The organism is Niabella aurantiaca DSM 17617, assembly GCF_000374125.1.
GTDB lineage: Bacteria > Bacteroidota > Bacteroidia > Chitinophagales > Chitinophagaceae > Niabella > Niabella aurantiaca.
The window spans coordinates 240,469-253,227 of sequence record NZ_KB893645.1 but is presented as its reverse complement, the minus strand read 5'-3'; the positions used below and the strand labels follow the sequence as shown (position 1 = coordinate 253,227).

The 12,759-nt window shown below is 50.7% G+C and carries 9 protein-coding genes; 2 read left to right on the top strand and 7 right to left on the bottom strand.

Annotated elements, in window-relative coordinates; all coding sequences use genetic code 11:
* Positions 1–2 precede the first annotated feature (2 nt).
* Positions 3–2,828, bottom strand: a complete 2,826-nt coding sequence (locus tag B160_RS0122330) for a SusC/RagA family TonB-linked outer membrane protein (protein WP_018630170.1) — start codon at positions 2,826–2,828, stop codon at positions 3–5.
* Between the two features lie 463 nt (positions 2,829–3,291).
* On the opposite strand from B160_RS0122330, the gene B160_RS0122320 reads away from it, so the two are divergent.
* Together B160_RS0122320 and B160_RS0122315 are read left to right on the top strand one after the other, a co-directional pair.
* Entirely contained in the window at positions 3,292–4,743 is a 1,452-nt protein-coding gene (locus B160_RS0122320) for a sulfatase (RefSeq protein ID WP_018630168.1), read from the top strand.
* 9 nt (positions 4,744–4,752) lie between these two features.
* Positions 4,753–5,841 carry a glycoside hydrolase family 43 protein gene (locus B160_RS0122315; protein ID WP_018630167.1) on the top strand — a complete coding sequence of 363 codons (1,089 nt, stop codon included), beginning with the start codon at positions 4,753–4,755 and terminating at the stop codon, positions 5,839–5,841.
* 244 nt (positions 5,842–6,085) lie between these two features.
* Here the strand turns inward: B160_RS0122315 and B160_RS31835 are convergent, their stop codons facing one another.
* The 6 genes from B160_RS31835 to B160_RS0122285 form a co-directional block, all read right to left on the bottom strand.
* A complete protein-coding gene (locus tag B160_RS31835) occupies positions 6,086–6,226 on the bottom strand; it encodes a hypothetical protein (protein WP_157558178.1) in 141 nt (46 codons plus the stop codon).
* Positions 6,207–7,637, bottom strand: a complete 1,431-nt coding sequence (locus B160_RS0122305) for a sulfatase (protein WP_018630165.1) — start codon at positions 7,635–7,637, stop codon at positions 6,207–6,209. The genes B160_RS31835 and B160_RS0122305 overlap by 20 nt, the downstream gene beginning before the upstream one ends.
* A 49-nt stretch (positions 7,638–7,686) precedes the next feature.
* Positions 7,687–9,714 (bottom strand): sulfatase-like hydrolase/transferase, encoded by a 2,028-nt coding sequence (locus B160_RS29890; protein ID WP_018630164.1) that lies wholly within the window; start codon positions 9,712–9,714, stop codon positions 7,687–7,689.
* A gap of 76 nt (positions 9,715–9,790) precedes the next feature.
* Positions 9,791–10,858, bottom strand: coding sequence for an AI-2E family transporter (locus B160_RS29885; protein ID WP_018630163.1), 1,068 nt, complete (start codon positions 10,856–10,858; stop codon positions 9,791–9,793).
* A gap of 164 nt (positions 10,859–11,022) precedes the next feature.
* Positions 11,023–11,835, bottom strand: a complete 813-nt coding sequence (locus B160_RS0122290) for an endonuclease/exonuclease/phosphatase family protein (protein ID WP_018630162.1) — start codon at positions 11,833–11,835, stop codon at positions 11,023–11,025.
* A gap of 7 nt (positions 11,836–11,842) precedes the next feature.
* Positions 11,843–12,754, bottom strand: a complete 912-nt coding sequence (locus tag B160_RS0122285; RefSeq protein ID WP_018630161.1) for an AraC family transcriptional regulator — start codon at positions 12,752–12,754, stop codon at positions 11,843–11,845.
* Between the last annotated feature and the right edge of the window lie 5 nt (positions 12,755–12,759).

The window sequence follows — 12,759 nt, the reverse complement described above, 5'->3', positions numbered from 1 at the left end:
TTTTAAAATCTGAAGGAGCACCCCACGCTCATATTCCGGGTCAATGGCATCGTATCCGAATTGCCGCTGTCTTCCGGATCGAGGAGGCTGTCGCCCGGAGTCCACACATATAAATTATAGCCGTTGGCAAACAGCCGTATATTTTTTATGAACGATCTTTTCAGGATCGATTCCGGCAGCTCGTAAGAAAGCTCTACGTTCTTAAGCCTTAAATAGCGAGCATCCATGAGCCAGAAGCTGGAGGGCTGCGTGTTGTTCACACCGGAGTTAAGCGTAGAAAGCACCGGCCACCGGGCGCTTTTATTTTCGGGGGTCCAGTAATCCAGCTGGTGCTCGTACATATTGCCATCCGCAAAAAAGGGATAGGCAACTTTACCCGTGAGCATACGGGACACCCTGCCGGCACCCTGGAATAAAATGCTGAAGCCGATTCCTTTGTAAGTGAGCCCTGCATTCAATCCATAAAATACCTGGGGGGTATTTCCATAGCCGATGGGAACGATGTCGTTCCGGTCGATGATACCATCGCCATTGATGTCTTTATAACGGATATCCCCCGGGCGTACCGTTGAAAAGGTTTGCCTGGGCGCCGCTGCGATCTCATCATAGGAGTCAAACAAGCCCAGCGCCACATATCCTCGCTGGAGGCCCCGTGCATACCCGGTCTCCTGCAGCCAGGGATAGGGTTCGGGCACCTCTCCTGTCTTTAGGTTTTCATTCCGGGCGAATGAATACGTAGCGCCCAGCGTATATCCGAGCGCGCCGATAGCAGCATTCCAGGAAGCCCCTATATCATAACCCTGGGAGCGCATACTGCCGATGTTCTGGCGAATGGTAGCAACCGTTCCAAAAAGGGCGGTTATATTGTTGTTCACCAGGTACAGGTCTTCCCTGTTGTCGCTGAAATAATCAAAAACAAAACGGAACCGGTCGCGGAACAGATTGAGGTTAACGCCCACATTGGCCTGTGTGGCCTTTTCCCAGGTCAGGCCGGGATTGGCGATGATGTCTTCCACATAGCCGCCCACACCGCCCATATTGTTCCCAAAATTATAAACGCCGCCTGCGGCATTGAGCCGGCCCATATACTGAAATTCAGAGACACCCCGCTGATTGCCGGCAACGCCATAGGATCCGCGCAGCTTAAAATAAGAAACATACTTCCGTATCCCTGAAAAGAATTTTTCATTGGAGACCGCCCACCCCGCGGCTACAGCGGGAAACAGCCCGAAACGTTTTCCGGGCGCAAACTTATATATCCCCTGGTAGGAACCGGTAATGTCCAGATAGTACTTCCTGTTGTAGTTGTATCCCAGCCAGGAACCGATGGTCTGGAACCGGGAAGGCACCGAGGTCTGATCGGTGAACTCATATTGATTGTAAAATACCAGCGCCGAAATATTGTGCTTTTTTAACGCCCGCTGATAATTTAATTGCACTTCAAGCGCATTGCGGCCCTCGCTCTTCTGGTCGGTCACGTCATTGTTCATCTGTTCGTCGGTATTGGTCCTCCGGAGCACATCCGGATTCTTTACATCCGCCAGCTGATAATAGGCATACGTTTTCTGACGGTCCGTAACGGAGGCCGTGTAGGTATCCATCGATAAAAGCGCCGACGCTTTCAATCCCGGTGTTATAAAAGCCAGGTCCTGGGTAAGTTTGGTACGAAAGGAGCCATATACCCTGTTCAATACACTGTACCCGTTCCTGTTCAGCAGCGCCCAGGGATTCGGCCGGATCCCGTCGCCTGCCGTGATCCGGCCATTGATGCCCGCAACCTTATTGCCATCCTGGTCCATGTACCCGCCATCGTCCAGGTAATAGGGCGGAAAGGCATTGGACGGAGTAGTGACCAAAGCATTATAGGCTCCGTACGAATCGCCGCCCGGCCGGTTCTGTTTGTCATACCAACCATACAGGTCCACATTCAGCAGGGTCGTTTTTGTTACGTCCACTTCCAGGTTTGACCGCAGGTTGTACCGCCGGGTGCGGTTATTGGTGCTGTAGTTCGACTCCTGATCTGTATGAAACATACCGTCCTGGTCCAGGAAATTTCCATTCACGAAGTACCGGGTACGATCTGAGCCTCCGGATATACTTAAATTATATGCCTGCACCCAGCTTTGCTTCCTGAAATAATCATCCAGCCAGTTCACATCAGGATAGTGTTCCGGGTTTACGCCCTCCCGGGCGCGATACTGCTGCAGATATTGTTGCGCATACATCTCGGAAGCGCTCATACCATCATACTGCAATGCCTTATTATGCTGTATTGCATAATCGAGCGCATTTAACGGCTTCAACAGACTGAGGGGTTTCTGGCGGATCAGCTGCGCCGTCAATTCTATGGCCGGTTTCCCTTTCTTTCCTTTCCGGGTAGTTACAAGAATGGCCCCGTTTGCGGCCCTGGTACCATACAATACAGTAGCCAGTGCATCCTTCAGCACGGTTATGCTTTCTATTTCGTAGGAAGACAGGACACCAAATGCCCTTTCCTGCCCGTCAACCAGCACCAGCACCCCTTCTGCAGTGGTACGGATACCCCGGATCCAATAATCAGCTCCTTCATCTGCTGTTCCGCCCGACCGCTGGATCGAAAAGAAACCCGGCACGATACCGGTGAGCAGGTTGGTCAAATTCGTAACCGGAAGGTTCTTGAACTGGTCCATCGTAATGGTATAGGCGGCACCATTGAAATCTTCCGGGGCTATTTCTTTATAGGACAGATCGAGCGTATCGGCTGCCTGCTGTGCCTTCAACAGGAACGGGCAGGTAATAAAAATAAGCAAGGACACCCCATAAGAAAGAAAGTTTTTCACATACTTCATTTTATGCCTTTAATTTTATCGAACTACAAAAACAGCCGTACCACAGCGGTCACCCGCCGGTTGGAAAAAGAGAAAGAATGCAAGCCTCCGGTACCATGGCCGGATCTCGTTTTTATCCAAACCATGGGTTCATTTAAGTTCCGGTTTCAGAACCACAATATAGATCGTGATGCCGCCCGCCCCTTTAACTTTTGTAGTAAAATGTATAAATTTTGTACGATGCCCGCTTAAAACGGAGATTTCACACCCGCGGGGCTTCGTTGCTACTGTATCAACACATAGATGCGCTTTTTTATCCTACAAACTTAGTAGACTTTAATTAGTCTACCAAATAGATAGACTTAAAAGTGATTAATTTTTTTGCCTGCAGATCAAAAACACAATATTTCCATATCTTTCCACAATTGTTTTAGCCCCTCCGGTTTTGAACGGGTAATTTGCGGCTACAGTAAAGGTTTGTCAGATGAACAAGTATTTTAAGGATACCCCCGATGGCTTGGGGTCATTTTTCCGGGTCATAAAAAGAATGACGGGCTTCATCTGCCTTCTGCTCATCGCAGTGGCAACAGCCGCACAAGAGCAGCAGCCCAATATCATTTATATCCTGGCAGACGACTTGGGATACAGCGAGCTGGGCAGCTATGGCAATACGTTTAACGAAACACCTGCACTGGACCGGTTGGCCAGGGAGGGGATGCGGTTCTCCTGCTTTTATGCAGCAGCCCCCGTTTGTTCGCCCTACCGCGCCGCATTGATGACGGGGCAGTACCCCGCCCGGATCGGCATTACCGATTACCTCCGCCCCCGGGCCGCGCAACACCTGGATACCGGCTATGTTACACTGCCTGAACTTTTAAAGGCAAGAGGATATCACACCGGCATTGTCGGCAAATGGCATCTTTCCGGTTACATAAAAGAAGGCGCACCGGAGGAAACCCTGCCAGACCGGCACGGCTTTGACGAAGTACTGGTCAGTGAGAACCGAGGTATTGGAGAAGGTACTTATTTTTATCCCTACGATTTTAACCACGAGATCAAAAAACGGTTGCCGGGCGCACATGAATACATTACCGACCGGCAGAATCTGGAAGCGCTCGATTTTATCAAACGGAACCGGCAGCGGCCTTTCTTCCTATTCCTCAGCCACTATGCCGTTCATACAACCGTGCACGGCAAGCCGGAGCTGGTCCGCCATTTTCAGCAAAAAAAAAGCGCAGGCACCAGCCCCCCTACCCGTAAGAACCCGGAAAATGATCCCTACAAAAAATGGCCGGCCGGATCAAAGGCCCCGCAAAACAACCCTCACCTGGCAGCGCAGCTGAAAGTAATTGACGAGGGTGTTGGCGCTGTCGTGCACCTGCTCCGGGAACTGGGGCTTGACCAGAACACACTTTTGATCTTTACCAGTGATAACGGCGGGGAAACCACGATCACCACCAACGCTCCGTTCCGCGGCGGCAAAAGTACCTTATACGAAGGCGGTGTCCGCGAGCCGTTTATTGCCTGGTGGCCAGGGAAAGTAAAGAGCGGCAGCGTTTGCACCCAGCCGCTTGCCAACTATGATATTTACCCCACGCTGATGGAGCTGACGGGTGCAGCAGGGAATCATCAACCGCTGGACGGGGTTTCCTTTGCGCCATTGTTCCGGGATCCGCAGACGGCTTTGTCCGCCCGCGGCTTTTACTGGCATTACCCGCTGGACAAGCCGCATTTCCTGGGCGGGCGATCCGCAGGCAGCATCCGCAGCGGGGCCTGGAAGCTGATCTCCTTTTTTGACGACGGACATAAAGAACTATACAACCTGGATCAGGACCCTGGTGAGCATACCGATCTGTCGGCTGCCTACCCGGACAAAGTGAGCACCCTGGATACTGAACTCCGCAGCTGGCAAAAAAAGGTACACGCGATCCATTAAATTTTACACATGAAACGAATCATTCCGGTACTCCTCTTTATCGCATACCTGCACCAGGGCCTGGCGCAGGACGCGCTGCAGAAAACATCGCACAACCCCTTGCCGGTTCAGTTTGGCGACCCCTATGTATTGCACGTAAAGGGAGACCGATACTATATGTACGGGACCGGTGGCGGGGCGAAGAAAGGTTTCAGCGCCTACTCCTCAACCGACCTGGTAAACTGGAAGCCGGAGGGGCAGGTCTACTCCGGCAACAATAAGAACGGATGGGGCATCCATTCCTTCTGGGCGCCGGAAGTATATGAGCGGAATGGAAAGTTCTATTTGTTTTACAGTGCCCAATGGAAGGAAAACCCAACCAACGAGCTGGAGAATTTTAAAATAGGCGTAGCCGTTGCAGACCGGCCCACGGGACCTTTTACCGACCTGCATGATCGCCCGGTCTTTGATCCGGGTTACCCGGTCATTGACGCCAACGTATTATTTGAGCCCGGCGGAAAAGTGTATCTCTACTATTCCCGCTGCTGTTATAAACACCCTGTCAAGAGCGAGATCGCCGACTGGGCCCGCAAAAAAGGTTGGTTCAATGAGATCGAAGAAAGCTGGGTATATGGTGTGGAGCTGAAACCGGACTTCAGCGGCGTTATCGGCGAGCCGGTTCTTTTGCTGCGCCCGCCGGTAAAGATGAGCGACCGGCAATCAGAATGGGAAAGCCGTTCCGTTACTTCAAAGGAAGTGAACCGGCGCTGGACCGAAGGCTCTTTTATTTTTAAACACCGGGATCTTTATTATATGATGTACTCCGCCAATTATTTTGGCGGAAAGAACTATGCGGTGGGATATGCCACTTCCAAGAGTCCGTTGGGCCCATTTAAAAAAGCAGCCAATAATCCCGTGCTGCAAAAGAATGTTGAAGCGGGCGGAATCGTTACGGGAACGGGGCATAACAGCATCACTTTTTCGCCGGATGGTAAACAGATGTATTGTGTCTACCACGGCCGCACCAGCAAGACGGGCGATGAACGGGTGGTATTCATTGATCCGATGGAGATCGATCAAAACGGTGTATTAAAGGTAGCCGGCCCCACAACCAGGTGAAGGGAGTTATCCGCTGGTCTATACTGAACCGGCATCAAAATTATTTTTATCCATTTATGGGCCGGGCAATGAGGACACTGCCCCAGGGCGCGGACCAAGGTTTGTGTCTCCACAAACCCTTTAACAGGAAAGCCATTTTAATAAAATAGATACCGGTCTATTATCAAAGGTTGATTGATGCTACATTTTATGGAGATAGACCTATGTTTAACCTGACGGCCATGGTGTCTTCACAAACAGATACCTATATCAATACCCGTCCATTATTCATTTTCCGCTGCTCCAGGCCGGTTGTTTCGCTGATATACGCAGCAGCATCATTGTTCATATAAAGGTCTGTATCCCCTGCAAAAAAATTGTCAGGGTCATTCAGCCCTGGCATCATTTTTTTGCTCCAATTGTTTGCGGTCATTTAACGGCTGCGGCAGGGGTGCTTTTGTTTGCTGTATCCACTGCAACAATTCTTTCAGCAGCTCATCGCGTTTGGGTTTATTATGCAATGCAAGATTGTTACGCTCGCCTTCGTCTGTTGCCAGATCGTACAATTCGACGGCGTTATTGCGATCGATGGCAGCCGCACCGCCATCCAGCAACCATTCTTCATGATAGAGGTGTAGTTTCCAGTTGTCCCTGCGCATTACGGAAACAGGTCTTGAGCGGAACAGGGAATCCCGGCCCCGGATCACCGGCTTATCCAGATAGCCCGGGAAATGCCAGTATAAGGCCGACCGCCGGGTTTGGACCGCCTTCCCCCTAAGCAATGGCATCAGGTTTTCCCCGTCCAGCTTCGGACCGGCGGCGCCTGCAAGAGCCAGAAAGGTCGGGTACAGATCAATATTGATCACCGGCATATGGCTTACACTGCCCGGCCGTATCACTCCGGGCCAGTATGCCACAAACGGCTCGCGGATGCCGCCTTCATAATAACATCCTTTATTTCCACGCAGGGGCTCCTGTGAAGATTCCTGCGTAGCCCCGTTGTCGCTGGTAAAAATCACTAAAGTATTTGATGCCTGTTTTTCATCACCCAGGTAGTGCAGCACCTTGCCAATACTTTCATCCAGATCATAAATGCAGGCCGCATACAACGCCTCGCGCCCTGTCAATCCCCGTTTCCGGAACCGCGCCAGCGTTGCAGGCCTTGCTTCCTGGGCGCTATGGATGGCATGATGCGACAGGAAAACAAAAAACGGCTGGCGTTTGTTCTGTTTCATAAAATCCAGCGCCGCTTCGGTCAGCGAAAAGATCCCTTTGGGGTCGTCAGGTTCATTTCGCCTTTTATTCGGGTTGGGCAGCCGTGTGTCTACATAAGTATCAAAGCCCTGTGCCTGCGGGCTGGTCGTTGCACCTTTTCCAAGATGCCATTTGCCAAAAAGGCCGGTTGCATACCCCTTCGCCTTCAGCGCCTCTGCCATGGTAACAATATCCGGCCGCAGGCTGGCGGTATTGGGAACCGGAAGCAGCCGCATCCGGTCTTTTGGGCCCCGTGTGGTACTTCCTACCGCATATACACCATGCCGGGGCGTATAAAGCCCGCTCATTAAACAGGCCCGGGAAGGCGCGCAATTTCCTGCAGCAGCATATGCCTGCGTAAAGACCATACCCTGCCGGGATAAGCCGTCAATGACCGGCGTTTCAAACTTCCTGCTTCCTGTAAAGCCGCAATCCATATACCCGAGATCATCGGCAAGAATGAGCACGATGTTCGGTCTTGTTTGCGCCGGCGCCCAAAAACAGGCGCCGGCAAAAAGCAGCACCCCAATGATCCTGTAAAATATATATTGACGAATGATCATCAAACCACGAACGGCGGCCGCAGCCGGGCGTCTTTACCCAGGCCGCGGATCAGTAAAGATCCTGTGCCTGCACCAACCGTTTTTCAAATCCCGGACCGCTCCAGTAAAGACCGGTTGTCGGACCGGCTCCTTTTGAGATAAGGGTGAACGGATGCAGGCCCGCTTTCAGAAACAGCCGGCCGGTCACTTCCCTGCCCGGTGTATATCCATAATCGGCATCTGCAACAGCAATGTCGTGTATCCGTAAGAATGCCTTTCCGCCGGTGCTTACCTCAAACGTGTACAAACCATCCTTTGCGATCTTCAGATACCCTGTTGCCTCTGTAACCCATGTTATTTTTGTAGCCGTTCCTTTCAGGTCCTTGCCGGTTACCGTTCTTACCGGCTTTAACATGGCCGTTTGCGGCACCCACGGGGAATTATCCTTATAGAACCGGTACTGCACTCCCTTCCGGGCATTATTTTCCGGAACCGGGGGAACCAGGGCGGTATCGTATGGTCGGGGCGCCGCAGCCGATGCCCGGCGCATCTGCAATACCCCGGCCTTAAATTTTTGCTGCAGTTCCGGAAGTCCGGCGGCCCGGTTCTGCTTCTCTTTCGGATCGCTGACCACGTTATAGATCTCAAAATCATCATTGCTGTTCTTGATGTCATAACGCACGCCCACATAATCACCTTCGCGGATGAACTGCATCTGGTTCCGCATCCGGTTGCGGTGACCTTGTTCAAAATCGGCATAACCGGGCGTTTTGCCTTCGAAGAAATATTCCGAATACAATGTTTGCTTTTGCTGTATCCCTTTACCCGTAAGTACCGGCAGCAATGATACGCCGTCTGTTCTTGCCGGCGCTGCCATGCCGGCCGCATCGAGGAAGGTAGGCATCCAGTCTGAGAGAAAAGAAGGCAGGCCCACGGTCTTTCCCGGCGTTATGGTTCCTTTCCACTGTACGATGGCAGGCGTGCGCATTCCGCCCTCCCATTGATCCCGCTTGATGCCGTCAAAGGGACCATAGCCCTGGAAAAATTCAGGCGTATAATCTTCTTTCAGGTAAGATTCCTGTGAGGGACCATTGTCGGAGGCAAAAACCACGATTGTATTTTCATCGATCTTCAGGTCCTTCAGCAGCTGCAGCAGATCGCCCACCTGGGCATCGAGCCGCTGTACCACCGTAGCATACCGCTTGTTGACATCTTTCCATGGCGTCATTTTCCCGGTGGTCTTATCCAGGTACTGCGCCTGCCTAAACTCGGGGGCCATCCAGGAATCGATCGCTCCCGAAGCCGTATTGATCATATGTCCGGGTTTACCAATCCATTTCAGCCCTCCTGTAAGGCCGCCTCCTGCAGGATACGCCTGGGTGGGCAGTTCGATGACCGCATGCGGTGTATCATAAGCCAGATACATAAAGAACGGGGTTCTTTTTTTTGCTTTCCCGTGCTCAATGATCCACTGTTTGGCACGCGCGGTCCAGAGATCACCGGTATAGCACTTATCCAGCCCGCTGGTAACATTCACGGTATCATCATAGACCTCTTTGGTCTTCCGGTACAGTCCTTCTTTGGGATAATGCTCATGTCCGTCGCTGTGCCGTATGTATCCGTAGTAATCATCAAAGCCTCTTTTCAGCGGGTGGCCCGGCCAGTCTTTTTTACCGGCTCCCTGCAATCCCCATTTCCCAATAGCCACCGTACGATATCCCGCCGCCTTCAGGGTGGATGCAATGGTATAATTGTCCTCCAGCGCCTTATCAAACTGGTTGTTGCGTACAACCGCATGCCCCTGTGTAACGCCCGTCAGTAGGGAAGATCTTGATGATACACATACCGGTGCGTTGGCGTATTGTTGTGTAAATACCGCACCGCCGGAAGCCATCCGGTCCAGTGAGGGGGTTACCATAAACGGTACGGCCGGGTCATTCAGGGCCTTCCGTGCGTTCTGATGAAAGACACCCACATCGCCGTATCCCAGGTCATCCACCAGGATAAAAATGATATTGGGCGCATGGCCTGCCGCCGTCCGCTGCCCGGCAGCGTGAACGGAAATTCCCAGAAAAAGGATCCATAATAATTTATTCATGAAACTTTCAAATTTACAACATTCTCAGACCCGTATTTATAAAAAGGGTTTAACGCCGAAGCAATAAAACGGCGCGTCACTTTTTTTTCTCCATTTTTGTACTGAGCAGTTCTTCTTCCGGCGACAGGGGGGCCGGCTCGTTATATACAAACTCGTTCATATAAATATCATACAGCACAATGATATAATTGATCAGCAGCGGCCCGAATATCAGCCCGATGAATCCAAAAAGCCCCAGCCCAACCAGCACGCCCAGTATCGTTATCACAGGGTGCACATTCGCCATCTTCTTTAACAACGTAACACGCGCCACATAATCAATATTACCTGTTGCAATAATACTGTATATTCCCAGTAAAACAGCGTTCATCACATCGCCGCTCGCATACATATACAATACAAGGGGCACCCAAACGATCATCGTGCCCACTACCGGGAAAAATGCACAAACGCCGGTTATAAAACCATACAGCCCCCAGTCCTTTACACCAAATAAAAAATAGCCCAGTGTGGCTACCAGCCCCTGTATAATGGATATAAAAGGGACCCCCAGCGCATTGGAGATCACCAGTTTCTTCGTTTCAACAGAAAGCAGATGGATGTTGTTGCGCTTTAACGGGATCACATTGCTCAGGTACCGTTCTATTTCACTGCCCCGTACCAGCATGTAGTACAGGATAAACAACATAATGGCAAGGTTAGAGATAATGTTTATAGTGCTGTTTAACAATTTGGGAATGGCGGCCGTGGCCCGTTTCACCATATCAGATAATGCGTTTTCCGATAAAAGCCGCAGACCGATCTTATTTTGAATGGTCGTGATCACGTGCTTTCCTGTTTCGATGATCGCCTCCGGGTTCTGAAGCGCTTTGTTGATCTTGGGGCTGATCAATGTTACCGCAACGGTAAAGGGGATCAGGAAAATAATGAGGTAAAAAAATATATACCCGATCGCTACCCATGCCTTGCTCCACTTTTTTTGAAAGACCATAGTAAAGTAAAGCCTGCGGCTGATAATATACAGGGTAACGGCCCCCAGCAACCCGGGCAAAAAGGGCACCAGCTCCTTCCCCGCCAGGAAGATCAATCCCAGGAGGATCAGCAATGTAAGCATCTGTTTTATCCTAACGTTGAAATCAGGCATAGGGTTCTGTTTACAGGAACAACTGTTCCTGCGATCATTTACATTGTTGTTAAAGGGCCGCGGTCTTCATATCTTAAACCCCGTTGTAAAGTCTATACAAAGATAACACGTACAACAAGAGCATCCGTTCCGCAACGGATAATATATACCGGCCAGTGCCTTTATTAAAAATTTATTTTTAGAACCGCCTGTACCGGCCGGTGATCGGACGCATAATCTTCATCCACTACCCGGTGCAAAAGCACCGAAAATGCGCTGCCGGGTTTGTAGGCGATAAAGTCGATGGCCTGCTTTTCCTTGCCTTCTGCGATTGTGAATGCACAGTTTTTGCAGGTGCGGGTAAAGGCCTGATCCAGCAGTTGGATGGTCGCGCTCTTTTCGGTCGCATTAAAGTCGCCTCCAATGATCACCGGCAACTTTTCATCTGCAAGGATCCTGTTCACTTCGGTCATCTGCAATTTGCTGTTGGTTTTTCCATGAAAATCCAGGTGTGTGGATGCAATCCTTATTTTTTTTCCGCCAGGCAGTGTCACGGTAGCCAACGACAATACCCGGGGCTCTCCACCGGTGGCCGGGTCGGTGGGCAGTTTATGCGTTTCCGCATCCGACAACGGATATTTCGAAAGGATCATGATGCCGTAATCGCCGCCATCGTGGTCGATGGACTTTGAAAAATGAAAAGAATGATAGCCGGTCTTTTCCGATAATAAGGCGGCCTGGTTGATCTTTCCGGAGCGGCCGGTGTTCACATCGATCTCCTGTAAGGCTACCACATCCGGGTGCTCCCGTTTAATCACATTCACCACCGCATCTACATCGATAACACCCGGTTTGGAAGGCGGGTTACAGTGATGCACGTTGTACGACATGAAAGTAAGGACATCCATGCCGGAATGGCTCTTTGCGGGCGTGCTTTTGCGGGCACAGGAGACCATGGCTAACACGATCAGGAATACGACTGCGCTGAATTTTCTCATAAACTTTTTAATCTTTTTTAATCGCCCTGTATTTCAATGGGGGCATCCCGATCACCTGTTTGAACCGCTTCGAAAAATAATAAGGATCGTCAAAACCCATGGTGATGGCCACATCTTTAATGGCCTTATCTGTAAAATCGAGCAGCTGGCAGGCCTGCTGGATCTTCATCTGCATGAAGTAATCCATCGGGGCATAACCGGTCTTTTGCTTGAACAGATTGGAAAAGCGCGACACCGAATAGTTGGAATGCCGACTCAGGTCCTTTAATGTAATGCTTTCCTGCAAACGCTCCTGCATGTATAAAATGGCGCTGTCCACTGCGTCCAGCTCCTTCTTTTCAACAATGGGATAATGCCTGCTGTTGTAGATAAAATAGGAAAAGAACTGCCGCAATCCCAGGTTGGCAAAATACAGGTTATCCGCGCTGTAACCCAACTCCAGTGCCGCATACATTTTATTAAAAAGCGCCGGGATCTCCCCGTTGTCCTTTACGCGGGTAGGTTTAAAACTGTCCTTTACCGCGTTCATCTCGTTAAAATACGGAAGGTTCATACCTCCAAAGTGGATCCAGTAAATGCTCCAGGGATCCCTCTCGATAGACCCGTATGCATGCGCTTCATTACAGGGCAGTATAAAGAACTCATTGGGGCCCACATCAAACCGCTCTCCCTTATACTCAAAAAAACCGTGGCCATCCACACAATAAAACAGCATATCACCGGGAAGCCCTTTTTTCCGCTTGGTAAAGTGCGCTTTTGCATTGGGATAGAACCCCAGGCTGGAAATATACAGGCTCGTCAGCAGCGGGTCCTTCAGGATCTTATCCCGCAGCACCGGGTAGGGGATCTCGATCCGCTTACGCCCGATGCCATACCAGATATTTTTAAAGGACCCTTGTTTATTTTCTGTTTGTTCCATACAGC

Coding starts and splice junctions, on each gene's coding strand:
- B160_RS0122320 (WP_018630168.1), top strand. CDS start 3,292: ATGAACAAGTATTTTAAGGATACCCCCGATGGCTTGGGGTCATTTTTC.
- B160_RS0122305 (WP_018630165.1), bottom strand. CDS start 7,637: ATGATCATTCGTCAATATATATTTTACAGGATCATTGGGGTGCTGCTT.
- B160_RS29890 (WP_018630164.1), bottom strand. CDS start 9,714: ATGAATAAATTATTATGGATCCTTTTTCTGGGAATTTCCGTTCACGCT.
- B160_RS31835 (WP_157558178.1), bottom strand. CDS start 6,226: ATGATGCCAGGGCTGAATGACCCTGACAATTTTTTTGCAGGGGATACA.
- B160_RS29885 (WP_018630163.1), bottom strand. CDS start 10,858: ATGCCTGATTTCAACGTTAGGATAAAACAGATGCTTACATTGCTGATC.
- B160_RS0122330 (WP_018630170.1), bottom strand. CDS start 2,828: ATGAAGTATGTGAAAAACTTTCTTTCTTATGGGGTGTCCTTGCTTATT.
- B160_RS0122285 (WP_018630161.1), bottom strand. CDS start 12,754: ATGGAACAAACAGAAAATAAACAAGGGTCCTTTAAAAATATCTGGTAT.
- B160_RS0122290 (WP_018630162.1), bottom strand. CDS start 11,835: ATGAGAAAATTCAGCGCAGTCGTATTCCTGATCGTGTTAGCCATGGTC.
- B160_RS0122315 (WP_018630167.1), top strand. CDS start 4,753: ATGAAACGAATCATTCCGGTACTCCTCTTTATCGCATACCTGCACCAG.